Origin of the sequence: Cellulomonas fimi, from assembly GCF_028583725.1 — a bacterium.
Lineage (GTDB): Bacteria > Actinomycetota > Actinomycetes > Actinomycetales > Cellulomonadaceae > Cellulomonas > Cellulomonas fimi_B.
This window is the reverse complement of the sequence record NZ_CP110680.1, coordinates 3,334,261-3,359,823: the sequence shown is the minus strand read 5'-3', so window position 1 is coordinate 3,359,823 and position 25,563 is coordinate 3,334,261. Positions and strand designations below refer to the sequence as shown.

Sequence of the window (25,563 nt, the reverse complement as noted above, 5' to 3'; positions counted from 1 at the left end):
GGGACGAGTATCGCCGCCCCGACCGCCGGGACGGGACGCGTCTCGGCGTGGTGCCACCAGGGGGAGGTGGCACCACGCCGAGGGGTGCGGGCGGTCGCCGTCAGCGGCGCTCGACCAGGTGCTGTGCGTAGGCCGGCACCGTGAGGAACGTCGGGAAGTCGTCGCCCAGCGCGACCTCCTCGACGAGCGCCGCGGCGTCGTCGAGCCGGTCGTCCTCGGTGCGGGGGAGCCCGGCCAGGACGTCGGCGAGGACGGACCGCACGTGCTCCGCGGTGATCGTCGTCCCCGAGTCGGTGACGACGCCGTGGTGCACCCACTGCCACACCTGCGAGCGGGAGATCTCGGCGGTGGCCGCGTCCTCCATGAGCCCGTCGATCGCGACCGCGCCGGTCCCGCGCAGCCACGCCTCGAGGTAGCGGACCGCGACGGACAGGTTGGTCCGCAGGCCCGCGTCGGTGACCGCGCCCGGCTCGGTGCCGCCGGCCGAGGCCACGTCGAGCAGCGCGGCGGCGTCGGGGGTGACGTCGGGGTGCTGGACGTCGCGCTGGTCGGGGCGGTCGCCGAGCGTGTCGTCGAACACCTCCCGCGCGACGGGCACGAGGTCGGGGTGGGCGACCCAGGTGCCGTCGAACCCCTGGCCGGCCTCGCGCTGCTTGTCGGCGCGGACCTGCGCGAACGCACGCTCGTTGGCCTCCGGGTCGCGCCGGTTCGGGACGAACGCGCTCATGCCGCCGATCGCCTGCGCCCCGCGACGGTGGCACGTCGCGACGAGCAGGTCCGCGTACGCCCGCATGAACGGCACCGTCATCGTGACGCGCGACCGGTCGGGCAGCACCCAGCGGCGGCCGCGCGAGCGGAACGTCTTCACGATGCTGAAGATGTAGTCCCAGCGGCCCGCGTTCAGCCCGGCGCAGTGGTCGCGCAGCTCGTAGAGGATCTCCTCCATCTCGAACGCGGCCGTGATCGTCTCGATGAGCACCGTCGCGCGGATGGTCCCGTGCCGCAGTCCCAGGTACGACTCGGCGAACCGGAAGACGTCGTCCCACAGCCGCGCCTCGAGGTGGCTCTCGATCTTCGGCAGGTAGAGGTACGGGCCGCGGCCGGCGTCGATCAGCGCGTGCGCGTTGTGGAACAGGTACAGCCCGGCGTCGACGAGCGACGCGGACGCCCCGTACCGCTGGCCGGCCCGGTCGACGTGCTCGACGTGCTTCTCCGCGAGGTGCCAGCCGCGCGGGCGGAACACGATCGTCGGCGTCCGCTCGCCGACGCGGTACTCCTTGCCCTCGGGCGACGTGAAGTCCGCGTTCCCGCGGATCGCGTCGAACAGGCTGTGCTGCGACCCGACGACGTTCGCCCACGTCGGGCTCGTCGCGTCCTCCAGGTCGGCGAGCCAGACGCGCGCGCCCGAGTTGAGCGCGTTGACGGTCGTCTTGCGGTCGCACGGGCCGGTGATCTCGACGCGCCGGTCCTCGAGGCCCGGGCCGGGCCCGGCGACGCGCCACGACCGGTCGGCGCGGATGCCCGCGGTCAGCGGCAGGAAGCCCGGGTCGGCGCCGTTCGCGATGCGGTCGCGGCGGAGCTGGCGCTCGCGGAGCAGCAGCGTGCGGCGCGTGCCGAACACGGTGTGCAGGTCGGCGACGAAGTCGAGCGCCTCGGGCGTGAGGATCTCGGCCGCGCCCGGGACCGGCGGGCCGACCACGTCGAGGTGCGGCTGGATCACGGGACCGGTGAGCGGGGCGCGGGCGGGGGTCAGGACGGTCATCAGGCACCTCCGGGTGCGGGGCCGACGGGCGCGCGGACGCGTCGTGCGGCGGGTCGTGCGGTCAGTGGGTGAACTGGGCCGTCTCGGTGGAGCCGGCGAGCGCGAGCGTCGAGGCGTCGGGCGAGATCGCGGTGGCGACCCGGTCGAAGTACCCCGTGCCGACCTCGCGCTGGTGGCGGGTCGCGGTGTAGCCGTCGGCCTCGGCGGTGATCTCCGCCTGCTGCAGGTCGACGTAGGCGGACATGCCCCGCTGGGCGTAGCCGCGGGCCAGGTCGAACATCGAGTGGTTGAGCGCGTGGAAGCCGGCCAGCGTGACGAACTGGAACGCGTACCCGTACCCGGCGAGCTCGCGCTGGAAGCGCGCGATCTGCGCGTCGTCGAGGTGGCGGCGCCAGTGGAACGACGGCGAGCAGTTGTACGCGAGGAGCTTGCCGGGGTGCCGCTCGTGGATGCGCTCCGCGAACTCGATCGCGAGGGCCAGGTCGGGCGTCGACGTCTCGACCCACAGCAGGTCCGCGAACGGCGCGTAGGCGTCGGCGCGTGCGACGACCGCGTCGAGGCCGGGCTCGACCCGGTAGTAGCCCTCGGCGGTGCGCTCGCCCGTGAGGAACGCGTGGTCGCGCTCGTCGGCGTCGCTCGTCAGCAGGTCCGCGCCGAGCGCGTCGGTCCGCGCGACGATCACGGTCGGGACGTCGGCGACGTCCGCCGCGAGCCGGGCCGCCGACAGCGTCCGGACGTGCTGGGCGGTCGGGACGAGCACCTTGCCGCCCAGGTGGCCGCACTTCTTCTCCGCGGCGAGCTGGTCCTCCCAGTGCACCCCCGCGGCGCCGGCCGCGATCATCGCGTGCATGAGCTCGTAGGCGTTGAGCGGCCCGCCGAACCCCGCCTCCGCGTCCGCCACGACCGGCACGAGCCAGTCCCGCGACGCCCGCCCGTGCTCGGCGACCTCGACCTGGTCGGCCCGCAGGAGCGCGTTGTTGATGCGCCGCACGACGGCGGGCACCGAGTTGGCGGGGTAGAGGCTCTGGTCAGGGTACGTCTGGCCGGACAGGTTGGCGTCGGCCGCGACCTGCCAGCCCGACAGGTAGATGGCCTCGAGGCCCGCGCGGACCTGCTGCACCGCCTGGTTGCCCGTGAGCGCGCCCAGCGCCGGCACGTGCGTCCGCTGGTGCAGGAGCTGCCACAGCCGCTGCGCGCCCCGGCGTGCGAGCGTGTGCTCCTCGCCGACCGACCCGCGCAGCGCGACGACGTCCTGCGCGGAGTGGGTGCGGCGGACCCCGGCCCAGCGCGGGTCGGTCGCCCAGACGACGTCCAGGTCGGCCGCGGACTGCATGCGGTCGCCGGGCAGCGTCGTGGTGGTGGGGGCGGGGTCGGTGGCGGTGCTCATCGGGTGACCTCCCGGTCCGGTCGTGACGGCCGCGGCGGTGCGGGGTCGTCGGGTGGTGCGGGCGGTGAGCCGGTGGTCCGGTTCCGCCCGCACCTCCACCGTGACGCCTGCGGGCTGGTGGTGGTCGGTCGGCGGAGCGTGAAGTTCGACGGTTCTTCTGCTCACCGGAAGGAGCCCCGGCGGGCGCCGTCTGTGCGGGTGAGGACCGGTGTCGACGGAAGAAGTGCGCCCCACCTGCGGCAGGGCGCCGATCGTTGCCCGATGAGACCGCTTCCAGGGCGGAAGGATCGAGGTCCTTCTCCTGGACGGAACCGCTGCGGCCTGGCACCGTTCGTTGCTATGACGACGACGTCGCCCCGCCCTGCGGCACCCCCGCCCCCGTCGTCCGGCGCGCTCGACACCCTCGTCCTGGGCCGCCGGATCCGGCACCTGCGCACCGCGCGCGGCATGACCCTCGACGACCTGGGCCGCGCGATCGGCCGCGCGCCGTCCCAGGTCTCGATGCTCGAGAACGGCCATCGCGAGCCGCGCGTCGGGGTCCTGTCCGCGGTCGCCGACGCGCTCGGTGTCCCGGTCGCGGAGCTGCTGCGGCCCGAGCCGCCCACCCGCCGCGCCGCGCTCGAGGTCGAGCTCGAGCGCACGCAGCGCGGCCCGCTCTTCGCGTCGCTGCAGATCCCCGAGGTCAAGGTCGGCAAGTCGCTGCCGACCGACGCGCTCGACGCGCTCGTCCGGCTGGCCGGCGAGGTGCAGCGCCTGCTCACCGAGAACGCCGCGACGCCGGAGGAGGCCCGCCGCGCGAACGCCGAGCTGCGCGCCCGGATGCGCGCGCAGGACAACTACTTCGCCGAGCTCGAGACGCACGCACGCGACCTGCTCACGGCCGTCGGGCACGCGGGAGGGCCGCTGTCGCAGCGCGCGACCGCCGACATCGCGGCGCACCTCGGCTTCTCGCTGCACCACGTGCCCGACCTGCCGCACTCGACGCGCACCGTGACGGACCTCGCGCACGGCCGCATCTACCTGCCGCAGGGCGGCGCGGGCATCAGCGACAGCCGGTCACCGCTGCTCCAGGCGCTCGCGTCGCACGTGCTCGGCCACGCCGAGCCCACGAGCTACGGCGACTTCCTGCGCCAGCGCGTCGAGGCGAACTACATGGCCGCCGCGCTCATGCTCCCCGAGGACGGCGCGGTCGCGTACCTGCAGGCCGCGAAGGCCGAGCGGCGGCTGTCGGTCGAGGACCTGCGCGACCAGTTCGCCGTGCCGTACGAGACCGCCGCGCACCGGTTCACCAACCTCGCGACGCGGCACCTCGGCATCCCCGTGCACTTCATGAAGGTTCACGAGGGCGGCACGCTGCACAAGGCGTACGAGAACGACGGCGTCGTCTTCCCGTCCGACCCGCTCGGTGCGATCGAGGGGCAGCCCGTCTGCCGGCACTGGACCGCGCGCGTCGTGTTCACGCTCGCCGACCGCTTCACGCCGTACTACCAGTACACCGACACGTCGTCGGGCACGTACTGGTGCACCTCTCGCGTGCAGACGTCGTCGCAGGGCGCGTTCTCCGTGAGCGTCGGCGTCCCGTTCGCGCACGTCAGGTGGTTCCAGGGACGCGAGACGACCGAGCGGGCGACGAGCCGCTGCCCCGACCCGACGTGCTGCCGGCGCCCCCCGTCGACCCTCGCCGAGCGGTGGGGCGACCAGGCGCGACCGTCGGCGCGGCCGCACGCGTCGCTGCTCGCCGCGCTGCCCGTCGGCGCGTACCCGGGTGTCGACACGACCGAGGTGTACGAGTTCCTCGACCGGCACGCGCCCGAGTGACCAGCGCCGGCGTCGCGCGCCCGCCGGTCGCCGGGGGGGGCCGCCGTCAGTCGCGCACGCGCTCGAGCCAGGACGACGACAGGCTCTCGTCCTCCAGGTCGAGCTCGCGCATCATCCGCCGCATCACGGCCTCGTCGAGCTGGCCCGCGTCGCGGCGCTGCATGAGCACCTCGCGCTGGGCCGCGATGATCTCGCGCCGGAACTGCTGGGTGCGCCGCCCCTCGGCCGCGCCGGGGAGCCGCCCGTCGCCCGCCTTGCCGACGGGCCCCAGCCCACGCGTGCTCTCGCGCGCGTCGACGTCGTCGGGCAGCAGGTCGGGGGCGTTCTCGGGGTCGAGCATCACGGCCGCGGCGGCACCCCGCGCGCGCCAGCGGGCCGACAGCGCCTCGACCGCCTCGTCCGCCGCCTGTGGGCCGACGACCGTGGCGAGCTCGCCGCGCTTCGACTCGATGACGCGCTGCACCGCGTCGGATGTCGCGATCCTCGTCGCGGCCTCCTGCGTCGCGTCCGACGCCTCCTCGTCGGCGGAGCCCACCCCGAGCCGCCGGATCACCCACGGCAGCGTGAGGCTCTGGCCGAGCAGCGTGCCGATCGCGACGGTGTAGGCGGCGAGCTGGATCGTGGCGCGGTCGGGGAACGGGCCGCCGTCGATCGTCGCGGGGATGCCCGCGGCGGCGGCGAGCGTGACGACGCCACGCATCCCGGCCCAGGACACGACCGCGGACTCGCGCGCGGACAGGGCGTCGCGCTCGGGACGGTGGCTGCCGCGCAGCCGCAGGTTGTCGAACCACGCGGTGCCGAAGACGTAGAGCGGCCGGACGAGGACGGCGACGGCCAGCACCGCGAGCGACACCACGACGGCGTGCCCGAGCCCCTGGTCGGACGCCATCAGGTCCCGGACGATCCATGGCAGCTGGATGCCGATGAGGGCGAACGTGAACGACTCGAGCAGGATGTCGAGCGTCGACCAGATCGGCTCCTCGAACAGTCGCGTCGCGTAGCCCGCGCGCGGGGACGTGTGCCCGAGGTAGAGCCCGGCCGCGACGACCGCGAGGACGCCCGACCCGTGCACCGCCTCGGCGGCCCAGTACGCGCCGAACGGGGTGAGCAGCCCGATCGCGGAGGCGACGACGGGGTCGTCGAGCCGGACGCGGATCGCGTGCACGACCCACCCGATCGCGAGCCCGACCGCGACGCCCGCCACGACGGCCACCGCGAACGTGCCGATCGCGCCGCCGAACGCCCATGCGCCCGTCGCGGCGCCGATGAGCGCGACCTTGTAGAGCGTGAGCGACGTGGCGTCGTTGATGAGGCTCTCGCCGGACAGGACCGTCATGACGCGGCGGGGCAGGCCGAGCCGGCGGCCGACGGCGGCGGCGGCGACCGCGTCGGGCGGCGCGACGACCGCGCCGAGCACGAGCGCGACGGCGAACGACACGGCGGGTTCGAGCGCCCAGAAGACGAGCGCGACGGCGAGCGCGCTGACGAGGACGAGCCCGACGCCGAGGCGGGTGATCGAGTTGAGCTGGGCGCGGAAGTCCCGGTACGAGCTGGCGAGGGCGGCGGAGTAGAGCAGCGGCGGCAGGACGAACTCGAGCAGGATCTCGGAGTTGAGCTCGTACCGGGGGACGCCCGGGACCAGCGAGACGACGAGCGAGATCGCGACGATGACGAGGGGCGACGGCAACCCGCGTCGACGGCACGCCGCCGCGACCAGCACAGCGCCTGCGACCAGCAGAAACACCTCGACGTGGTGCATCCGGTGTCCTCCCCGTGACCGACCGCTTGCGCCCGACGCTAACGAAGCGACGCGGCGGGCGCGCCCGGTCGCGACCTCTGCGGTGGGGCGCGGACGGGGATGCTGCAGCGCAGACGTAAACGCTTCGACGGTTTACGCGGAGGCGCGCTCATGGGTCACTGGCCTGGAAAGCCCTTACCCGAAGGAGGGACCAGCAGTGAGTCGTACAACGATCCAGGGGCGACGGCGCCCCTGGCGGGCACTCCTCGCGGCGCTCGCCGCGACGGCCGCCGGCGCGACCGTCGGCCTCACCGCGGCGACGACGGCGTCCGCGGCCAGCGTCGACACCAGCGCGTACTACGTGCTGCTCAACCGGCAGAGCGGCAAGGCGATGGAGGTCGCCAACTGGTCCACCGCCGACGGCGGCGTCGTCCAGCAGTGGACCCGCAACGACGGCAACTGGCAGCAGTGGAAGTTCGTCGACGCCGGCTCCGGCTGGTACAAGCTCCAGAACAGGCACTCCGGCAAGGTGCTCGACCTGTGGGGCTGGAGCACCGCCGACGGCGGCGAGTTCCGGCAGTACACCGACCTCAACGGCACCAACCAGCAGTTCAAGCTCGGCGACTCCGAGGGCAGCCGCATCCGGCTGATCAACCGGCACAGCGGCAAGGCCGTCACGGTCACCAACCGCTCCACCGCCGACGGCGCGACCATCACCCAGCTCACCGACAACAACCAGTACAACCAGCAGTTCGAGCTCGTGAAGGTCGGCTCGGGCGGCGGCACCACCACGCCGCCGCCGTCGAACGGCGGGTCGTTCCCGGCCTGGCCGTCCGCGACCAGCGCCAAGAAGGTGTCGTCGACCATCAGCGTCTCCGGCACCTTCGACGGCGGCTACGTCCGGTACTACGGCATCTCGTCGGGCGACCAGGACGAGTCGCAGCCGCCGATCTTCCAGCTCTCCGACGGCGCCGTCCTCAAGAACGTCATCATCGGCACGGGAGCCGGCGACGGCGTGCACTGCACCGGTACCTGCACGCTGCAGAACGTGTGGTGGGAGGACGTCGGCGAGGACGCCGCGACGCTCAAGGGCTCGTCGTCGTCGCAGGTCATGACGGTCGACGGCGGCGGCGCGCGATCGGCGTCGGACAAGGTGTTCCAGCACAACGGGCCGGGGAAGTTCGTCATCAAGAACTTCCAGGTCTCGGACTTCGGCAAGCTCTACCGCTCGTGCGGCAACTGCTCCAAGCAGTACGCGCGGACCGTCGTCGTCGACAACGTCAAGGTGACCGCACCGGGCAAGTCGCTGGTGGGGATCAACTCGAACCTCGGCGACAAGGCCACGATCACCAACGTCCAGATCTACAACGACTCGTCGAAGAAGATCGCGATCTGCGAGGAGTACAAGGGCGTGACGTCCGGCGAGCCGTCCAAGATCGGCTCCGGCCCGTCCGCGGCCTGCGGCTACTCGACGTCGTCGATCACCTACCGGTGACGGCGCCCGCCTGAGCACCCGCGCACGACCGACGACCTCGTCCCGCACCGGCCGGGACGAGGTCGTCGTCGCGTCCGTGCGCCGCGCGCGCGTCAGGCGCAGTGGACCTGCGCGGGTGCGTCACCCTCACCCGGCCCGCGGTCGATCACGAGCGCGCGCAGCGCCGCCGGGGGCGGGCCGCCGCCCGGACCGCCGGCCCGCAGCCACGCGGCCAGCGCCGCGGTCGGCGCGTCGCCCGCGAGACGCTCGAACCAGACGGGCGCCACCCCGGCACGGCGGCAGTGCGCGGTCGGGCGCGCGACGACGACGTCCCCGCGCTCGCACTCGTCGAGGCAGTCGACGAACGTCAGCCGCGCGACCCCCGTCTCGGCGAGCCGCCGCAGCCGTTCCGCCTGGCCGCCGGGCAGGTCGTCGACGCCCTCGAGCGTCTCCCCGGCGCACAGCGCGCACGCCGTCAGCCCGGGCAGGCTTCCGTCCGCCGGGGTGCGGTCGGCGGGGGAGTCGTCGTGCGGCACCGGACGACGGTACGTGATCGCGGACGCGCTCTCCGCGTCGCCCCCGCTCACAGGGCGTTCAGCAGGTTCTGCATCTCGGTGGTCTCGGCCGTCTGGGCGTCGATGATCGTGCGCGCGAGGCGCAGCGCCGCGGGGTGCGTGCCCTCGGCGAGCTCGGTCTCGGCCATCTCGACGGCTCCCCGGTGGTGGGCGGTCATCAGGTCGAGGAACGCGCGGTCGAACGCGACACCGTCGAGCCCGTCGAGCGACCCCATCGCCTCGTCCTGGCTCATGCCGTGCATGTCCATCCCGCCGTGGTCCATCCCGCCGTGGTCCATGCCTCCGCCCGTCCCGCCGCCGGACATGTGACCGCCGTCGCCGTCCGGGTCGCCGGGAACGTCCTCGCCCCACGCCTGCAGCCACCCGGTCATGAGCGCGATCTCCGGGCCCTGCGCGTCGGCGATGCGCTGCGCGAGGTCGCGCACCTGCGGGGTCGACGCACGGTCGAGCGCGAGCTCCGCCATCTCGATGGCCCCCTGGTGGTGGACGACCATCATCTGCGCGAACCACGTGTCGGTCGCGTCGTGCCGCGACTCCGTCTGCGTCGCGCTCGAGGCGGGCGGGTCGGCGTCGGCGGGTGCGCCCGGCGCGGGGCCGGCGCACGAGGCCAGCGTCGCGGCGAGGGTCAGGGCGGCCGTCGCGGTGGCGACGCGACGCGCGGTGGTGCTCACGGGACGGGTCCTTCCAGGTGCGGTGCGAGGTCCCCGGCGGCCCTCGGTCGGCCCCCGGAGACGGCCACTGTCGCTCGCGGACCCCGCACGCGTCCTCGCGGTCGGATCAAGGTTCGATGAAGGTCGCGGGCACGACGGGCGCCGACGGACAAGATGGTGACCGTGACCACCGCGCCCCCCGCCCCCGTCCGCCGGGCCGTCGTCGTCGACGACGAGGAGCCGCTCGCCCGTCTGGTCGCGGGGTACCTCGAGCGGGACGGCTTCACGACGACCGTGTGCCACGACGGTGCACGGGCGGTCGACGTGCTGCGCGAGGTGGACCCGGACCTCGTGGTGCTCGACCTCGGCCTGCCCGGGCTGGACGGCGTCGAGGTCTGCCGGCGGCTGCGCACGTTCTCGGACTGCTACGTCGTCATGCTCACGGCGCGCGCGGAGGAGGTCGACACCGTCGTCGGCCTGTCCGTGGGCGCCGACGACTACGTGACGAAGCCGTTCAGCCCGCGCGAGCTCATGGCGCGCGTGGCGGCCCTCATGCGCCGCCCGCGACGGGCCGCTCCCGTGGCCGCCGCGGAGCCGGCGGGTCGCGTCGTGCGGGTCGGCGACCTGCGGGTCGACGTCGACGCACGCGAGGTGCACCTCGGTGACGTGGGGGTCCCGCTCACGCGCACCGAGTTCGACGTCCTCGTCGCGCTCGCGGAGCACCCCGGGCGCGTGCTCAGCCGGCGCGCGCTCATCGACCTCGTGTGGGGGCCGGGGTGGGTCGGCGACGAGCACCTCGTCGACGTGCACGTCCTGCACGTGCGGCAGAAGCTCGGCGACACCGCGGACGCGCAGCGCTACGTGCGGACCGTCCGGGGGGTCGGCTACCGGATCGGGACGGGCACGTGACGGCCGAGGCACGCCGGCCGACGTCGGCGTGGGGGCTGGGCGCGCTGCTCGTCGGGGCGCTCGTCGTGGTGCTCGCCACGGCCGCGGTGACGGCGTGGCTGGTGGCGGCCGCCGTCGGGCCGGGCCTGTTCCACCAGCACATGACGAGTGCCGGCATGGGCGACCACGACGCCGCGGTCCTGCACGCGGAGCGGGCCTTCCAGGACGCCGGCACGGTGTCGCTCGCGCTCGCCCTCGGCGCCGCCGCCGTCGTGTCGGCGGTCGTCGGCGTGGTGCTCAACCGCCGCATCGGCCGGTCGCTCGCCACCGTCTCGACCGCCGCGGCGCGGGTCGGTGCCGGCGCGTACGACTCACGCGTCCCCGAGCCGGGGCTCGGGACGGAGTTCGACGACCTCGCCCGGTCGTTCAACGCGATGGCGGCCCGGCTGCACGAGTCCGACCGGCTGCGCGCGCGGCTGCTCGCCGACGTCGCGCACGAGGTTCGCACGCCGGTCGCGACGATCGCCGGGTACCTCGAGGCGATCGAGGACGGGGTGCAGCCGCTCGACGACGACACGCTCGCGGTCCTGCGCGAGCAGAGCGCGCGGCTGACCCGGCTCGCCGACGACCTCGCGGCCGTCACCCGCGCCGAGTCCGGCGACCTGACGCTGCACCGCGAAGCCGTCGCCCCGGCCGAGCTCCTGCGCGCCGCGGCGGGTGCGGGGCGCGAGCGCGCCGCCGCCGCGGACGTGGAGGTCGTCCTCGACGTGCCGCACGACCTGCCGCTGGTCGCCGTCGACCGCACGCGCCTCGCGCAGGTGCTCGACAACCTCGTCGCGAACGCCGTGCGGCACACGCCGCCCGGGGGCCGCCTCACGCTGGCGGCCGCCCGCGAGCGCGACGGGCTGGTGTCGTTGCGGGTGAGCGACACGGGCGAGGGCATCGCGGCCGAGCACCTGCCGCACGTGTTCGAGCGCTTCTACCGCGTCGACACCGCGCGCGACCGCGGGCACGGGGGCTCGGGGATCGGGCTCGCGATCAGCAGGGCCCTGGTCCAGGCGCACGGCGGGACGCTCACGGCGGCGAGCGCCGGACCGGGGGCGGGGGCGGCGTTCACGGTGACGCTGCCGCCCGCCCCGTGACGCCGGCTCAGTGCGTCATGCCCGCCATGCTCGACCCGTCGTCCATGACGTGCGTCGGCTGCCACCCGAGCACGGTCGGGTCGAGCATCCCGGCGATCATCGCGACGTGGGCGACGACGAGGAACAGCCCGACGAGGGTCGCGTGGACCTTGAGGCGGTGCTCGTCGTCCCACCCGGCGCCCAGGACCCGCGTCTCCAGCAGCGCCATGCCGTACAGCGGCACGACGCCGAGCAGGTAGAACCCGACGGCGACGAGGTCGGCGGGCCCGCGCCAGCCGCCCGACGTGGTGAGCGGCACGACCGCGTGCCTCGTCAGGTAGACGACGACGCCGAGGAAGTAGAACCCCGCGACCAGGCCCGCGTACCGGTTGAGCGCGGTGACGACGAGGGACACCTGCCGGCGGAACAGGATCGCGAGCTCGGACACGGCGATCGTCTCGGCGAGGATCACCGGCACGGCCATGAACAGCAGCAGGTTCCACGGCTGGTTGGCCGCGAGCAGGCCCATGTAGTGCGTCGACCCCATGTCCTCACCCGCGGGCCAGGCGGGCAGGGCGAGCGCGACGGCACCGACGGCGACGCTGACGGCCGCGACGGCGGCGACGCGGACGGTGCGTCCGCGCGCGGCGTCGACGGTCGGCGGGGTCGTGCCGGTGGGGGTGGGGGCGGTGGCGACCATCGAGGTGTCCTCCCGTTCGGGCGCCGGGCGGTCCGGCGGCACCACGCTGGTGGCCGCGCCAGGAGGTCGTGCTCACGGACGGTCAAGAACCGATGAAGACGGCGCGTGCGGGCCGCGGGCGCGGCGCGTACCGGGACCTCGGACCCACGGGCGCGGTGACCTGCGGGGCTGCCCGCGTGGCGCGCCGCCGCCTGTCCCGGCGGCGCGGATGCGGCCGCTAGCGTGGGGTCGTCCGCCCGGAGCAGCTCGGGCGCCGTCGACGAGGAGGGGTCGTGGGCCGTCGTCCGACGCTCGACGACCTGGCGCGGCACGCCGGTGTCTCGCGGACGGTCGCGTCGCGGGCGGTGAACGGCGAGCCGAACGTCTCGCCCGCGAAGCGCGCCGCCGTGGCCCGGGCGGTCGCGGAGCTCGGTTTCGTGCCGAACGCGACGGCCCGTGCGCTCGCGACGAACCGCGCGGGTGCCGTGGTCCTCGCCGTCTCGGGCGACGACCCCGCGCTGGTGGCCGACCCGTTCTACGTCGAGGTGATCGTCGGCGTCGCGGGCGTCCTGGAGGAGGCGGACCTCGACCTCACGCTGCTGCTCGCGGCGTCCGACCGCGGGCGTGCGCGTCTGGAGCGTGCGCTGCAGTCGCGGCGCACGGACGGCCTCATGCTCATGGCGCCGCGGGGCGCCGACCCGCTGCTCGCGACCGCGCGGGCCGCGGACAGCCCGGTGGTCCTCGGCGGTCGCCCGCTCCACGGCGACCCGGGGGTGTGGGTCGACGTCGACAACGAGGAGGGGGGCCGTCGTGCGGCCGAGCACCTGCTCGCGACCGGTCGCCGGCGGGTCGCGATCATCACGGGCGGCGAGGACCTGCGGGCGCCCGTCGACCGGCGGCGCGGCGCCGAGGCCGCGCTGCGTGCGGGTGGCGTCGAGCCCGTCGTCGAGGTGGGCGACTTCACCGCCGAGTCGGGTGCGCGGGCGATGGAGCGGCTGCTCGAGCGTGCACCCGACCTCGACGGCGTCGTCGCCGGCTCCGACAACATGGCCGCGGGTGCGCTCCGGACGCTGCGGGCGCGAGGCCGCTCCGTCCCGGGCGACGTGGCGGTCGTCGGGTTCGACGACCTTCCGGTGGCCCAGCAGACCGACCCGCCGCTGACGACGGTCCGCCAGCCGATCCGACGCTTCGGCGCCGAGCTCGCGGCCGCCCTGGTGCAGGTCATCGAGGGCCGCGACGTGGAGCCGGTCCTGCTGCCGACGACGCTCGTGGTGCGCGGGTCGGCCCCGTCCGCCTGAGCTCTTGACGTGCCCGACGTGGGCGCACCACGATGAGGACACTCGGACTGGAAACGCTTCCAGTCCGAGGTGCAGCCGACGGCGTCCGCACGCGGTCCGACGCCTCCGCGCGTCATGCGTCCGCACGCGTCCGTCGTCGCCCGCACCGGTCCCACGAGGCGGTCGTCCACGGCCGCCGAGCCGTCGACCGTCAGGCGGCGAGGGTGGTGCGGCCATCCGGCCGGACGCGTGCCGGCGTCCGAGCGGGACGAGGGGCCGGGTCGCGGGGGCACCCGTGGCCCGGCCCCTCGTGCGTCCGTGCGCTCAGTACCGCGTGTAGCGCACCCAGTCGTACGTCGCGGTGCGCTGACCGCCGTACCGGAACGGGCCGAGCCAGTTGTCGACGCCGGTCCCGGGCCAGAAGTTCATCATGACGCGCTGCGGGTGCGTGGGGAGCGGGCCGCGGGACCCGTTCTCCTGGTGGACGAGGCGCCCGTCGACGAACCAGTTGATGGTCCCGCGGTTCCACCACTCGATCGCGTACGTGTGGTAGCCCGCGGCGGCGTCGAAGCCGAGGTCGATCACCTTCTCGTGCCCGCCGACGCCGTTCGTGAAGTAGTTGGTCTGCATCTGGCGCGTGTTCTTGCCGAGGATCTCGACGTCGATCTCGTCCCACGGCTGACCGTCGGAGGGGCCGGTGTAGGTGAAGAACGACGTGACCGTGCCGGACCCGGGGGCGGCCTTCATCCTGACCTCGAACCGCCCGTAGGAGTAGAGGTCGTTCGACCGGACCTCGCCCGCGGCGTACGGCCGCCCGGAGCAGCCGCTCGGGCACGACGCGGTGTCGAGGTTGAGCCCCATGACACCGCCGTTGTTCCACACGTGGTCCGCGCGCCATCCGGCGTTGAACATCCCGCCGTTCGTCCAGCCGTCCGCCTTGTGCCAGCGACCGGTGTCGAACCAGCTCAGGTCGTCGTGGAACGAGCCACCGACGGCGGCGGACGCGGGGGTGGCGAGGGACGGTGCGGCGGCGAGGCCGACGAGGACGGCTCCGACGATCGTCCAGCGGCGTGCGGGGGACAGGCGGTGCGTCGACGGTGATCGCATGCGTGCTCCTGAGAACGGCCGCGGCTGCGCTGCCGCGGGTCGGGTCGCCCGGACGGACCGCGGGGTCGGCCCGCGCCGGTGCGGGCCGGGCGCCTGGAGAGGGGCGGCCGCACGCCGCCCGGTCGCGGACTGGAACCGCTTCCAGTTGGCCATGGTGCGCGCCTGGGGTCACCGGCGTCAACCGCTCTCCGGGTGTCGTCGTCGGCGGCGCCGGGCGGCCGACGGCGACCGACCCGCGGACGTCAGGGCCTGCGGGGAATGCCCGCACGCGACGCCGGTTGACACCGAGCATGACCACCTACGGAATCATCGGCGCCGGCAACATCGGCAGCCAGGTCGCCCGCGCCGTCATCGGGCTCGGGCACGACGTCGTCATCGCCAACTCGCGGGGCCCGGAGACGCTCGACGCCCTCGTCGCGGAGCTCGGCCCGCGGGCGCGCGCCGCGACCGCGCACGAGGCAGCGGCCGCCGCGGACGTCGCGGTCGTGACCGTGCCCCTGAAGGCCATCACCGACCTCCCGGTCGAGCCGCTCGCGGGCAAGGTCGTGCTCGACACCAACAACTACTACTACGAGCGCGACGGGCACATCGAGGCCCTGGACCGCGGCGAGAAGACCACCTCGGGCCTCCTGCAGGAGCGCCTGCCCGCCTCGAAGGTCGTCAAGGCGTTCAACCACATCGGGGCCGCGGACATCACGGCCGACGGCCACCCGGCGGGGAGCGACGAGCGCCGCGCGCTCGCGACGTCGAGCGACCACCCCGAGGCCGTCGAGCACGTCACGGCCCTGTACGACGCGCTGGGCTTCGACACGGTCGACGTGTCGCCGCTGAGCGAGTCGTGGCGCGTGGAGCGCGACCGCCCCGCCTACGTCGTCCGGCAGAACCGGGCGCAGCTCGTCGAGAACCTCGCGCGGGCACCGCGGACGATCTGACGCCACGCGACGCACCCGGTGCGGCGTGGCCCTCGGACCGCGCCGCACCGGGTGCGCCGCTGTCTCCGGCCGGTTCCGGCGAGCAGCGGAGACGTCGGCGGAGGGCGTAGCGCCGATACGGTGATGCTGTTATCGTCGTTATGTGGATACGCGAGCACTGGTACTCGAGAAGGCGGCCGAGCTCCTCGCCGCGTCGCCCGACGGCACCGTCTCGACCCGGGCGGTGTGCGAGGCGGCCGGTGTGGGGCAACCGGTCCTCTACCGGCTCTTCGGCGACAAGGACGGGCTCATGGCCGCGGTCGTCGACCAGGTGTGGGACGAGTACCTGACGATGAAGCGCGCCGCGACACCGTCGGCGGACCCCCTCGACGACCTGCGCCGCGGGTGGGAGGCGCACACCGCGTTCGCGCTCGCCCACCCCCACGCCTACCGCCTGGTGTTCGGCACGACCCTGACCACCGCGCCCGAGGCCCCCGCCGAGGCGATGGGGCTGCTGCGCGGCGTCCTCGACCGGCTCGCCGCCCAGGGCCGCCTCCGCCTCCCTCCCGACGACGCCGCGCGCGTCGTCATGGCCGCCAACAGCGGCGTCGCCCTCGGGCTGCTCCTGCGGCCCGGGTCCTACCCGGACCCGGCGATCTCGACGCTCACCCGGCAGGCCGTCGAGCGCGCGATCCTCACGGACGCCGGACCGGCCGACGACGCCCCGGCCGTCGCGGCGACCACGCTGCGCGCGCACCTGCGCGAGACCGAGCGCTTCAGCGCGGGGGAGGCGGCGCTGCTCGACGAGTGGCTCGGACGCCTCCAGACGCCCCTCGCCGCGGACTGACGGCGCGCGACGGCACTGACCGCTCTCCCGCGCGCCGACACGGCGCGCCGCACACCCGACCACCGAGGAGACACCCATGCCCACCAGCACCCCCACCACCCGCGTCGCGCTCGTCACCGGCGGCTCCGGCGGCATCGGCGCGGCCGTCGCGCAGCGCCTCGCCGCCGACGGCCACGCGGTGGCCGTGCACTACGCCGGCAACCGCGCGAAGGCCGACGACCTGGTCACGAAGATCACGTCCACCGGCGGCCAGGCGATCGCCGTGGGCGGCGACGTCGCCGACGAGGTCGCGATGACCGCCGCGTTCGACGAGGTCGAGTCGACCTTCGGCGGCCTCGACGTCGTCGTCCACACCGCCGGCGTCATGGTGCTCGGCCCGGTCGTCGACTACGGGCTCGACGACTTCGACCGCCTCGTGCGCACCAACCTGCGCGGCACGTTCGTCGTCGCGCAGCAGGCCGCCCGTCGCGTCCGCGGCGGCGGCGCGATCGTCCTGTTCTCGACGTCGGTGACCCGGACCCAGCTCCCCACCTACGGCCCGTACGTCGCGACCAAGGCCGCCGTCGAGGGCCTCACGCTCGTCCTCGCGCGCGAGCTCCGCGGCAAGGACGTCACGGTCAACACCGTCGCACCCGGCCCGACCGCGACCCCGCTGTTCCTCGACGGCAAGGACGACCAGACGATCGAGCGGCTCGCGCAGGCCGCGCCGCTCGAGCGCCTCGGCCGGCCCGTGGACATCGCCGAGACGGTCGCGTTCCTCGCCGGGCCGGCCCGCTGGGTCAACGGCCAGACGCTCTTCACCAACGGCGGCCTCGCCTGACGGGAGATGGTCTCCGCGCACATGGTCAGGCACGCGAAGGGTTGAACCCTGTCTGGAGGGTTCTGGTCGCCGTGGGCGCGTCCGGACCGTTGTGGCCGGTGGAGCTCAGCGTGCCGACTGCCCCGCGCGCCACGCGAGCTGCTGCGCGTACTGCACATCCGCGAACGCCCTGGTACCAGCCGGTGTCGTCGCCGGGAGCGTGACGGTGTGCGCGAAGTCGCCCGACCGCACGGTCACCTCGACAAACCCCATCGGCTCGTCTTCCTTCGCTAGCAGGAAGAGAAGGCTGAGCACGAAGATCACGAAGAACAGCACGACGGCGCAGATGATGCCCCACGTCGCCGTCTTGCGGACCAGGTAGGTCCGGTCGACGGCGATCCAGGTCGTCCCGGCGAGCGGAACGACGCCCGTGGGCGATCGGACCCAGTGCTCGCTCACGACGATGTCGCCGATCAGGAGCAGGGCGGGTTCGGGCTGACCACCGGTCGCGCCGTGCGGAACGGGCTCAGCGTTCACGTTTGGCAGCGTACAGAGCGGCGCGACCCGCAGTCGCCCTTTCTGCCGACGTCTGCGCCCGCCCGCCGTCGGGCCAGAGCGTCGGGCGAGAGGAGAGACGACGAAGGCCGCAGCCCGTGAGGACTGCGGCCTTCTGACGTGCGCCCGATAGGATTCGAACCTACGACCTTCTGCTCCGGAGGCAGACGCTCTATCCACTGAGCTACGGGCGCATGGCGCGCACGCTGACGTGCGGGCCGGAAGCGAGCGTCAGCGTATCAGCCCGTCACGCCTCGCCGAGAAACGCGGACAGGTACCCGGACGTCTCCGCGACGGCGCGGCCGTCGTCGCCCGCGACGATCGCCTCGACCAGCCCGTCGTGCGCGTCGCCGCCGTGGGTGTCGCTCACGAAGTTGAACCGGATGTTCTCGCCGATCGCGTCGAGCAGGTTCTCGTACAGCGAGACCAGCACGGGGTTCGCGGCGGTCCGCACGATCGTGCGGTGCAGGTCGAGGTCGGTCACGACCATCTTGTCGAGGTCACCGGCCTGGTAGGCCGCCGCACGGGCGTCGCGCGCGTCGAGCAGCGCGGACGCGTCGGTCGCGGTGCGGCGACGCGCGGCGAGGCGGGCGGCCTCCACCTCCAGCGCGCGGCGCACCTCGACGACGTCGCGCTGGCGGGCGTCGGCGATGTGCCGCCCCATCGTGACGGCGAGCTCCGAGGTGGACAGGACGTACGTGCCCGATCCCTGCCGACGCTCCAGCAGCCCGGCGTGCACGAGCGACTGCACGGCCTCGCGGACGGTGTTGCGGCCGACCCCGAGGAGGTCGACGAGGGCGGGTTCGGGAGGGATGCGCGAGCCGACGGGCCACTCGCCCGAGGTGATGCGGCTGCGGAGCGCGTCGACGGCGGTGTCGATGAGTCCGGGACGTCGCGCCATGCGTCAGGTCGCCTGTCCGTGCATGGGCGCAGTCAACACCGACGGGTGCCCCTGCGCCACCGTTTCGGCTGGTCGGCGCGCCGTGTCGCCGCCCGGCGCGGCGCCCGTCCGACGACCGGTGTCGCGGACCGGGCGTCGACCGCGTTCCCCTACCCTTGACGCGTGACTCCCGCCCAGCTCTCCGAGGCCCTCCGGGCCGCTCTCGTGCACGCCGTCGACGACGGCACGTTCGCCCTCGACCCGGCCGCGATCCCCGCGACCGTGCACCTGGAGCGACCGCGGCAGCGCGAGCACGGCGACTGGGCGACGAACGTCGCGATGCAGCTCGCGAAGAAGGCCGGCACGAACCCGCGCGCGTTCGCCGAGGAGCTGGCCCGTCGGCTCGGCGAGACCCCCGGCGTCGCGTCGGTCGAGGTCGCCGGGCCCGGGTTCCTCAACATCCGTCTCGACGCGGCCGCGGCGGGCGAGCTCGCGCGCTCGATCGTCGAGCAGGGCGTCGAGTACGGGCGCGGCGACGCGCTCGCGGGCGTGCGGATCAACCTGGAGTTCGTGTCGGCGAACCCGACGGGTCCGCTGCACATCGGCGGCGTCCGCTGGGCGGCCGTCGGCGACAGCCTCGCGCGCGTTCTCGAGGCGGCGGGTGCTGACGTGACCCGCGAGTACTACTTCAACGACCACGGCGCGCAGATCGACCGCTTCGCGCGCTCGCTGGTCGCGCGCGCCCTGGGCGAGGACGCCCCCGAGGACGGCTACGGCGGCTCCTACATCACGGACATCGCGGAGCAGGTCGTCGCGGACGCGCTCGCGGCAGGTGAGACGGACCCGCGCACGCTGCCGCGCGACGAGGCGACGGAGGCGTTCCGCGCGCGCGGCGTCGACCTGATGTTCGCCGAGATCAAGCAGTCGCTGCACGACTTCGGCGTCGACTTCGACGTGTACTTCCACGAGGACACGCTGCACGAGTCGGGCGCCGTCGAGCGGGCCGTCGAGCGGCTCCGCGAGAGCGGCCACGTGTTCGAGCAGGACGGTGCCGTCTGGCTGCGCACGACCGACTTCGGCGACGACAAGGACCGCGTCGTCATCAAGTCCGACGGCGAGGGCGCCTACATCTCGGGCGACATCGCGTACTACCTGGACAAGCGCGAGCGCGGCTTCGACCGCGTCGTCATCATGCTCGGCGCCGACCACCACGGGTACATCGGCCGGATGATGGCCGTGTGCGCGGCGTTCGGCGACACCCCGCACGTCAACCTCGAGATCCTCATCGGGCAGATGGTCAACCTGGTGAAGGACGGCGAGCCGGTGCGCATGTCGAAGCGCGCGGGCACGGTCCTGACGATCGAGGACCTCGTCGACGCGGTCGGCGTGGACGCCGCGCGGTACTCGCTCGCGCGCTCGTCGGCGGACTCGACCATCGACCTCGACCTCGACCTGCTGGCGTCGGCGAAGAACGAGAACCCCGTCTACTACGTGCAGTACGCGCATGCGCGCACCGTCAACGTCGGCCGGAACGCCGCCGACGCGGGGGTGCGCAAGGAGGACGGCTTCGACGCGTCGCTGCTCGACCACGAGTCGGAGTCGGTGCTGCTGGGGCGCCTGGCCGAGCTGCCGCGGGTGATCAACCAGGCCGCCGAGCTGCGCGAGCCGCACCGCGTGGCGCGCTACCTGGAGGAGCTCGCCGGGTCGTACCACAAGTGGTACGACCAGCGCCGGGTCACGCCGTGGGGCGACGAGGAGGTCACGGACGTGCACCGCACGCGGCTGTGGCTCAACGACGCGACGCGTCAGGTGCTCGCGAACGGCCTGGGCCTGCTGGGCGTGAGCGCGCCGGAGCGGATGTGACCGGGGCGGCCCCGCAGCCGTCCGCGCACCTGCACGACGCCGCGACGGTCGTCCCCGGCGAGCCGTGGTCGACGGGCGTCGCCCGCGGCGACGACGGTGCCGTGCGCGTCGCGGGCGTCGACGTCCGGGACCTTGCCGCGGAGCACGGCACCCCGGCCTACGTCCTCGACGAGCAGGACCTGCGCACGCGTGCGCGGACCTACCGCCGCGCGTTCACCGAGGCGTTCGCGCAGGTCGGCGCGGAGGTCGACGTCTACTACGCGGGCAAGGCATTCCTGTCGGTCGCGGTCGCGCGCTGGGTGCACGAGGAGGGCCTGCGCGTCGACACCGCGTCGGGCGGCGAGCTCGCGGTCGCGCTGCGCGCAGGCGTCCCGGGCGCCGACATCGGCCTGCACGGCAACAACAAGTCGGACGACGAGCTCACGACGGCGCTCGACGCGGGCGTCGGCCGGATCATCGTCGACTCGCTCGTCGAGATCGAGCGCCTGGCGGACCTCGTCGCGGCGCGCGGCGGCGAGCCGGCACCCGTGATGGTGCGCGTCACGACCGGCGTGCACGCCGGCGGCCACGAGTACATCTCGACCGCGCACGAGGACCAGAAGTTCGGCCTGTCGCTGGCACCGACCCAGGGGACCGCGGACACGGTCGCCGACGCCGACGACGACAGCCCCGCGATGACCGCGCTGCTCGCGGTGCTCGCCCGCCCGGAGCTGCGGCTGCTCGGCATCCACTCGCACATCGGCTCGCAGATCCTCGACCCGTCGGGGTTCGCGGTGGCCGCGAAGTCCGTGCTCGCGCTTCGCGCCCGGCTCGCGCGGCGCACGGGCGTGCTCGTCGCGGAGGTCGACCTCGGCGGCGGGTACGGCATCGCCTACCTGCCCGGCGAGGTCGCGCTCGACCCCGACCGCATCGCCAAGGAGATCGCCGCGTCGGTCGCCGACAGCGCTGCCGAGGTCGGCACGGACGTGCCGCGGTTCTCGATCGAGCCGGGCCGCGCGATCGTCGGGCCGGCGGGGCTCACGCTCTACACCGTCGGGACCGTCAAGCCCGTGCGCGTCGACGAGGGCCTGACGCGGCTGTACGTGTCCGTCGACGGCGGCATGAGCGACAACATCCGCCCCGCGCTGTACGGCGCGCGGTACCACGCGGAGGTCGTCGGGCGGCTGTCCACGGCCGAGCGCGCGCTGGCCCGCGTCGTTGGGAAGCACTGCGAGAGCGGCGACATCGTGGTGCACGAGGTGCTCCTGCCGGGCGACGTGCGCGCGGGCGACCTGCTCGCGGTCGCCGCGACGGGGGCCTACGGGCGCTCGATGGCGTCGAACTACAACCTGCTGACGCGCCCGCCGGTGGTCGCGGTCGCCGACGGCGCGTCGCGCGTGCTCGTCCGCCGCGAGACGGTCGCCGACCTCCTGTCCCTCGACACCGACGCCTGACCCGCGCTCCGCCGCGCGCCCTGCCGTGCCGGCCCGCGCCCGACCCGGGGCTCGTGACCGCAAGGACGCCGTCACCGGTACTCAGGACCGGGTCGAGCGCTCGCGCGGTGAGCCGACGCGCGCCGCCCGAGCTGACGGCCCGCAGGTCGGCCGCTGGACGGCGTCCCGCCCGGTGCGGGCGCGGCTCTATCCTGGGCCGCGTCACCGCCCGACCCCGGTGCCGGTCACGGCCCGCGGACGCGGCGCGGGGTGACACCCACCGACCGAGAGGCCGTCCCCGTGGTCCTGCCGTCCGACCCCCGTCCGTCCCTGCGCGTCGCCGTCCTCGGCTGCGGCGTCGTCGGCACGGAGGTCGTCCGGCTCCTCACCACGCAGGCCGACGACCTGGCCGCACGGGTCGGCGCCCGGCTGGAGCTCGTCGGGGTCGCGGTGCGCGACGTCGACGCGGAGCGCGACCCCGTCGTCGACCGCACGCTGCTCACCGCCGACGGCACGTCGCTCGTCGAGAAGGCCGACGTCGTCGTCGAGGTCATGGGCGGCATCGAGCCCGCGCGGAGCCTGCTGCTGCACGCGATCGAGCACGGCGCGTCCGTCGTCACCGCGAACAAGGCGCTGCTCGCGCAGGACGGCCCGACGCTCTACGCCGCCGTCGACGCCGCCGGCACCGACCTCTACTTCGAGGCGGCCGTCGCGGGCGCCATCCCGATCGTCCGCCCGGTGCGCGAGTCGCTCGCGGGCGACCACGTGCGTCGCGTGCTCGGCATCGTCAACGGCACGACCAACTACGTGCTCGACCGCATGACGACCGAGGGCCTCGACCTCGACCAGGCGGTCAAGGAGGCGCAGGCGCTCGGCTACGCGGAGGCCGACCCGACGGCCGACGTCGAGGGCTACGACGCCGCCGCGAAGGCCGCGATCCTCGCGTCCCTGGCGTTCCACACGCGCGTCGCGCTCGACGACGTGCACCGCGAGGGCATCACCGCGGTCACCGCGCAGGACGTCGAGTGGGCGGCGCGCACGGGTCACGTCATCAAGCTGCTCGCGATCGCCGAGCGCGGGGAGACCGCCGACGGCACGTCCGGCGTCCAGGTCCGGGTGCACCCCGCGCTGCTGCCCGCGGAGCACCCGCTCGCGGGCGTGCGCGGCGCGTTCAACGCGGTGTTCGTCGAGGCCGAGGCCGCGGGCGAGCTCATGTTCTACGGCCGCGGCGCGGGCGGTGTCCCCACCGCGTCGGCGGTCCTGGGCGACGTCGTGTCGGTCGCGCGGCACCGCGTCCTCGGCGGCAAGGGCCCGGTCGAGTCGTCGTACGCGGCGTTCCCGGTGCTGCCCGCCGCGGCGGCCCGCACGCGCTACCAGGTACGCCTCGAGGTCGCCGACCGGCCCGGCGTGCTCGCGCAGGTGGCCGCGGTCCTCGCGTCGCACGACGTGTCGATCGAAGCGGTGCGCCAGACGCCCGCGCGCGACGGGGACCCGACGAGCGCGGTCGCGCACCTCGTCATCACGACGCACACCGCCCCCGACGCTGCCCTGCAGGCCACCGTCGACGCCGTCGCCGGCCTCGACGTGGTCCGCAGCATCGTGTCCGTCCTGCGAGTCGAAGGAGCCTGATGGCCCACCAGTGGCGCGGCGTGATCGCCGAGTACGCCGACCGCCTGCCCGCGCACGTCCAGGAGAAGGTCGTCACGCTGGGGGAGGGCGGCACGCCGCTGATCCCAGCGCCGGCGCTGTCGGAGCGCTCGGGCGCGGACGTGTACGTGAAGTTCGAGGGCATGAACCCGACGGGCTCCTTCAAGGACCGCGGCATGACGACCGCGATCTCCGCGTCGGCGGCGCGGGGCGCGAAGGCGGTCGTGTGCGCATCGACGGGCAACACGTCGGCGTCGGCCGCGGCGTACGCGACCCGTGCGGGCATGCTCTGCGCGGTGCTCGTGCCGGACGGCAAGATCGCGATGGGCAAGCTGTCGCAGGCGATCGCGCACGGCGCGCGGCTGCTGCAGGTCGACGGCAACTTCGACGACTGCCTCGTCGCCGCGCGCAAGCTCGCCGAGGTGTACCCGGTCGACCTCGTGAACTCCGTGAACCCGGACCGCATCGAGGGCCAGAAGACGGGCGCGTTCGAGATCGTCGACGCGCTGGGCGACGCGCCCGACATCCACGTCCTGCCCGTCGGCAACGCCGGCAACATCACCGCGTACTGGAAGGGCTACCGCGAGTACGCGGGCCTCGACGCGGGCGAGGAGCACGGCGCCGTCGCGACCCGGACACCGGTCATGTGGGGCTTCCAGGCCGCGGGCGCCGCGCCGATCGTCCAGGGCCACCCGGTCGACCAGCCGGAGACGATCGCGACCGCGATCCGCATCGGCAACCCCGCGTCGTGGCAGCAGGCGGAGGACGCGCGCGACGTGTCGGGCGGTCTCATCGAGGCCGTGACGGACGCGCAGATCCTCGCCGCGCACCGCGTGCTGTCCGCCGAGGTCGGCGTGTTCGTCGAGCCCGCGTCGGCCGCCGGCGTGGCGGGGCTGCTCATGCTCGCCGAGCAGGGCCGCGTGCCCGCGGGTGCGCGCATCGCGATCACGGTGACGGGCCACGGGCTCAAGGACCCGCAGTGGGCGCTCAAGACCCCCGAGGGCCACGACGTCGAGCCCGTGCGCGTCTCCGCGGACGTGGTGTCGATCGCCGCCGCGCTCGGCCTGGACTGAGGCCGCGATGCGCCTGGGTGCGGACCACGTCCGCGTCCGCGTCCCCGCGACGAGCGCCAACCTCGGCCCGGGGTTCGACGCCCTGGGCGTCGCGCTCACGCTGCACGACGAGCTCGAGGTCCGTGCGCTCGGCACGCCCGGCGTCACGGTCGAGGTGACCGGCGAAGGCGCGGGGGAGGTGCCCGACGACGAGCGGCACCTCGTCGTGCAGGCGCTCCGCACCGCGCTCGACCACGTCGGCGCCCCGCTGACGGGCCTGCACCTGACCTGCCGCAACGCGATCCCGCACGGTCGCGGCCTCGGCTCGTCGGCCGCGGCGGTCGTCGCGGGGATCGTCGCGGCGCGTGCGCTCGTCGCCGACCCCGACGCGCTCGACGACGACACCGCGCTCGCGCTGGCCACGGCGATGGAGGGCCACCCGGACAACGCGGCGCCCGCGCTGCTGGGCGGCGCGACCGTCGCGTGGAGCGACACCGGGACGGGTGCGGTGCAGGCCGCGCGGATCGCGGTGCACGACGACGTCGTGCCCGTCGCCGTCGTGCCAGGCACCCACCTGTCGACCAAGGCCGCCCGTGGCGTCCTGCCCGCGACCGTCCCGCACGCCGACGCCGCGTTCCAGGCGGGGCGTGCCGCGCTGCTCGTCGAGGCGCTCGGACGGCGCCCGGACCTGCTGCTCCCGGCGACCGAGGACCGCCTCCACCAGCAGCAGCGCCGCGCCGTCATGCGCGACTCGCTGGCCCTCGTCGACGCGCTCCGGGCCGCCGGTGTCGCCGCCGTCGTGTCGGGCGCGGGGCCGACGGTTCTCGCCCTCGCGCGTCGCACCGGGAAGACGACGGGCCCCGACGGTGTTGTGCGTGGACGGACGGACGCCGACGACGCCCTCACCGCCGCGTTCGGCGGTGTCATGGGTGGCTGGCGCATCCTGCCGCTGACGGTCGACACCGAGGGCGCTCGTGCGGAGCGCGTGCCGGCGGGCCGCCCGATCGGGTGAACCGCGACACCCCTGCTGACGCGGGCACCGGGCCGAACCGACAGTGATAGCATCGACGCGTTCCCCGGACCTCGTCCTCCGGACCGCCCGCGCCGATCGTCGCCCGGGC

The 25,563-nt window shown here is 74.5% G+C and carries 22 protein-coding genes and 1 tRNA gene; 13 read left to right on the top strand and 10 right to left on the bottom strand.

Going from position 1 to position 25,563, the window contains the following annotated elements; all coding sequences use genetic code 11:
- Positions 1 to 100: 100 nt before the first annotated feature.
- Together aceB and aceA are read right to left on the bottom strand one after the other, a co-directional pair.
- Entirely contained in the window at positions 101 to 1,762 is a 1,662-nt protein-coding gene (gene aceB / locus OOT42_RS15115; RefSeq protein ID WP_273651999.1) for a malate synthase A, read from the bottom strand.
- A gap of 61 nt (positions 1,763 to 1,823) precedes the next feature.
- Positions 1,824 to 3,149, bottom strand: a complete 1,326-nt coding sequence (gene aceA, locus OOT42_RS15110) for an isocitrate lyase (protein ID WP_273651998.1) — start codon at positions 3,147 to 3,149, stop codon at positions 1,824 to 1,826.
- A gap of 339 nt (positions 3,150 to 3,488) precedes the next feature.
- Between aceA and OOT42_RS15105 the strand changes: the two genes are divergently transcribed.
- Positions 3,489 to 4,967, top strand: a complete 1,479-nt coding sequence (locus OOT42_RS15105; RefSeq protein ID WP_273651997.1) for a helix-turn-helix transcriptional regulator — start codon at positions 3,489 to 3,491, stop codon at positions 4,965 to 4,967.
- 46 nt (positions 4,968 to 5,013) lie between these two features.
- Here OOT42_RS15105 and OOT42_RS15100 read toward each other — a convergent pair whose 3' ends face one another.
- Positions 5,014 to 6,726 (bottom strand): cation:proton antiporter, encoded by a 1,713-nt coding sequence (locus OOT42_RS15100; protein WP_273651996.1) that lies wholly within the window; start codon positions 6,724 to 6,726, stop codon positions 5,014 to 5,016.
- A gap of 196 nt (positions 6,727 to 6,922) precedes the next feature.
- Here OOT42_RS15100 and OOT42_RS15095 point away from each other — a divergent pair, with 196 nt between their 5' ends.
- The gene (locus OOT42_RS15095) at positions 6,923 to 8,200 is read left to right on the top strand and encodes a pectate lyase (protein ID WP_273651995.1); all 1,278 of its coding nucleotides are present in this window, start codon (positions 6,923 to 6,925) and stop codon (positions 8,198 to 8,200) included.
- Positions 8,201 to 8,292: 92 nt separating this feature from the next.
- On the opposite strand, the gene OOT42_RS15090 is transcribed toward OOT42_RS15095, so the two are convergent.
- On the bottom strand, positions 8,293 to 8,715 hold the full coding sequence (locus OOT42_RS15090; RefSeq protein ID WP_273651994.1) for a hypothetical protein: 423 nt from the start codon (positions 8,713 to 8,715) through the stop codon (positions 8,293 to 8,295).
- A 47-nt stretch (positions 8,716 to 8,762) separates the two neighbouring features.
- On the bottom strand, positions 8,763 to 9,425 hold the full coding sequence (locus tag OOT42_RS15085; protein ID WP_273651993.1) for a DUF305 domain-containing protein: 663 nt from the start codon (positions 9,423 to 9,425) through the stop codon (positions 8,763 to 8,765).
- Positions 9,426 to 9,578: 153 nt separating this feature from the next.
- Here OOT42_RS15085 and OOT42_RS15080 point away from each other — a divergent pair, with 153 nt between their 5' ends.
- Both OOT42_RS15080 and OOT42_RS15075 read left to right on the top strand, forming a co-directional pair.
- On the top strand, positions 9,579 to 10,313 hold the full coding sequence (locus OOT42_RS15080; protein WP_273651992.1) for a response regulator transcription factor: 735 nt from the start codon (positions 9,579 to 9,581) through the stop codon (positions 10,311 to 10,313).
- Entirely contained in the window at positions 10,310 to 11,434 is a 1,125-nt protein-coding gene (locus tag OOT42_RS15075) for a HAMP domain-containing sensor histidine kinase (RefSeq protein WP_273651991.1), read from the top strand. Before OOT42_RS15080 ends, OOT42_RS15075 begins: the two co-directional genes overlap by 4 nt.
- Positions 11,435 to 11,441: 7 nt before the next feature.
- On the opposite strand, the gene OOT42_RS15070 is transcribed toward OOT42_RS15075, so the two are convergent.
- Complete coding sequence (locus OOT42_RS15070) at positions 11,442 to 12,113, bottom strand: DUF6803 family protein (protein WP_273651990.1); 672 nt, start codon at positions 12,111 to 12,113, stop codon at positions 11,442 to 11,444.
- 272 nt (positions 12,114 to 12,385) lie between these two features.
- Here OOT42_RS15070 and OOT42_RS15065 point away from each other — a divergent pair, with 272 nt between their 5' ends.
- The gene (locus tag OOT42_RS15065; protein ID WP_273651989.1) at positions 12,386 to 13,390 is read left to right on the top strand and encodes a LacI family DNA-binding transcriptional regulator; all 1,005 of its coding nucleotides are present in this window, start codon (positions 12,386 to 12,388) and stop codon (positions 13,388 to 13,390) included.
- Positions 13,391 to 13,693: 303 nt separating this feature from the next.
- Here OOT42_RS15065 and bglS read toward each other — a convergent pair whose 3' ends face one another.
- Entirely contained in the window at positions 13,694 to 14,476 is a 783-nt protein-coding gene (gene bglS, locus OOT42_RS15060) for a beta-glucanase (protein WP_273651988.1), read from the bottom strand.
- A 290-nt stretch (positions 14,477 to 14,766) separates the two neighbouring features.
- Between bglS and OOT42_RS15055 the strand changes: the two genes are divergently transcribed.
- From OOT42_RS15055 to OOT42_RS15045, 3 genes are all read left to right on the top strand, one after another.
- Positions 14,767 to 15,408: an NADPH-dependent F420 reductase gene (locus OOT42_RS15055; RefSeq protein ID WP_273651987.1), complete on the top strand. Its 642-nt coding sequence runs from the start codon at positions 14,767 to 14,769 to the stop codon at positions 15,406 to 15,408.
- Between the two features lie 142 nt (positions 15,409 to 15,550).
- Positions 15,551 to 16,234 (top strand): TetR/AcrR family transcriptional regulator, encoded by a 684-nt coding sequence (locus tag OOT42_RS15050; protein WP_273651986.1) that lies wholly within the window; start codon positions 15,551 to 15,553, stop codon positions 16,232 to 16,234.
- A gap of 76 nt (positions 16,235 to 16,310) precedes the next feature.
- Positions 16,311 to 17,054: an SDR family oxidoreductase gene (locus tag OOT42_RS15045; RefSeq protein WP_273651985.1), complete on the top strand. Its 744-nt coding sequence runs from the start codon at positions 16,311 to 16,313 to the stop codon at positions 17,052 to 17,054.
- A gap of 105 nt (positions 17,055 to 17,159) precedes the next feature.
- On the opposite strand, the gene OOT42_RS15040 is transcribed toward OOT42_RS15045, so the two are convergent.
- The 3 genes from OOT42_RS15040 to OOT42_RS15030 form a co-directional block, all read right to left on the bottom strand.
- Positions 17,160 to 17,570 (bottom strand): hypothetical protein, encoded by a 411-nt coding sequence (locus OOT42_RS15040; RefSeq protein WP_273651984.1) that lies wholly within the window; start codon positions 17,568 to 17,570, stop codon positions 17,160 to 17,162.
- A gap of 139 nt (positions 17,571 to 17,709) precedes the next feature.
- Positions 17,710 to 17,782, bottom strand: a tRNA-Arg gene (locus OOT42_RS15035).
- A gap of 53 nt (positions 17,783 to 17,835) precedes the next feature.
- Positions 17,836 to 18,489, bottom strand: coding sequence for a FadR/GntR family transcriptional regulator (locus OOT42_RS15030; protein ID WP_273651983.1), 654 nt, complete (start codon positions 18,487 to 18,489; stop codon positions 17,836 to 17,838).
- A gap of 162 nt (positions 18,490 to 18,651) precedes the next feature.
- Between OOT42_RS15030 and argS the strand changes: the two genes are divergently transcribed.
- From argS to thrB, 5 genes are all read left to right on the top strand, one after another.
- A complete protein-coding gene (gene argS, locus OOT42_RS15025; protein WP_273651982.1) occupies positions 18,652 to 20,331 on the top strand; it encodes an arginine--tRNA ligase in 1,680 nt (559 codons plus the stop codon).
- Positions 20,328 to 21,764, top strand: a complete 1,437-nt coding sequence (gene lysA / locus OOT42_RS15020) for a diaminopimelate decarboxylase (protein WP_273651981.1) — start codon at positions 20,328 to 20,330, stop codon at positions 21,762 to 21,764. The genes argS and lysA overlap by 4 nt, the downstream gene beginning before the upstream one ends.
- Positions 21,765 to 22,013: 249 nt before the next feature.
- Positions 22,014 to 23,372, top strand: coding sequence for a homoserine dehydrogenase (locus OOT42_RS15015; RefSeq protein ID WP_273651980.1), 1,359 nt, complete (start codon positions 22,014 to 22,016; stop codon positions 23,370 to 23,372).
- On the top strand, positions 23,372 to 24,463 hold the full coding sequence (gene thrC, locus OOT42_RS15010; RefSeq protein WP_273651979.1) for a threonine synthase: 1,092 nt from the start codon (positions 23,372 to 23,374) through the stop codon (positions 24,461 to 24,463). Before OOT42_RS15015 ends, thrC begins: the two co-directional genes overlap by 1 nt.
- A gap of 7 nt (positions 24,464 to 24,470) precedes the next feature.
- Positions 24,471 to 25,454, top strand: a complete 984-nt coding sequence (thrB, locus tag OOT42_RS15005; RefSeq protein WP_273651978.1) for a homoserine kinase — start codon at positions 24,471 to 24,473, stop codon at positions 25,452 to 25,454.
- Positions 25,455 to 25,563 lie beyond the last annotated feature (109 nt).

Coding starts and splice junctions, on each gene's coding strand:
- thrC (WP_273651979.1), top strand. CDS start 23,372: ATGGCCCACCAGTGGCGCGGCGTGATCGCCGAGTACGCCGACCGCCTG.
- OOT42_RS15105 (WP_273651997.1), top strand. CDS start 3,489: ATGACGACGACGTCGCCCCGCCCTGCGGCACCCCCGCCCCCGTCGTCC.
- OOT42_RS15100 (WP_273651996.1), bottom strand. CDS start 6,726: ATGCACCACGTCGAGGTGTTTCTGCTGGTCGCAGGCGCTGTGCTGGTC.
- OOT42_RS15045 (WP_273651985.1), top strand. CDS start 16,311: ATGCCCACCAGCACCCCCACCACCCGCGTCGCGCTCGTCACCGGCGGC.
- aceA (WP_273651998.1), bottom strand. CDS start 3,149: ATGAGCACCGCCACCGACCCCGCCCCCACCACCACGACGCTGCCCGGC.
- bglS (WP_273651988.1), bottom strand. CDS start 14,476: ATGCGATCACCGTCGACGCACCGCCTGTCCCCCGCACGCCGCTGGACG.
- thrB (WP_273651978.1), top strand. CDS start 24,471: ATGCGCCTGGGTGCGGACCACGTCCGCGTCCGCGTCCCCGCGACGAGC.
- OOT42_RS15030 (WP_273651983.1), bottom strand. CDS start 18,489: ATGGCGCGACGTCCCGGACTCATCGACACCGCCGTCGACGCGCTCCGC.
- OOT42_RS15080 (WP_273651992.1), top strand. CDS start 9,579: ATGGTGACCGTGACCACCGCGCCCCCCGCCCCCGTCCGCCGGGCCGTC.
- OOT42_RS15055 (WP_273651987.1), top strand. CDS start 14,767: ATGACCACCTACGGAATCATCGGCGCCGGCAACATCGGCAGCCAGGTC.
- OOT42_RS15070 (WP_273651990.1), bottom strand. CDS start 12,113: ATGGTCGCCACCGCCCCCACCCCCACCGGCACGACCCCGCCGACCGTC.
- aceB (WP_273651999.1), bottom strand. CDS start 1,762: ATGACCGTCCTGACCCCCGCCCGCGCCCCGCTCACCGGTCCCGTGATC.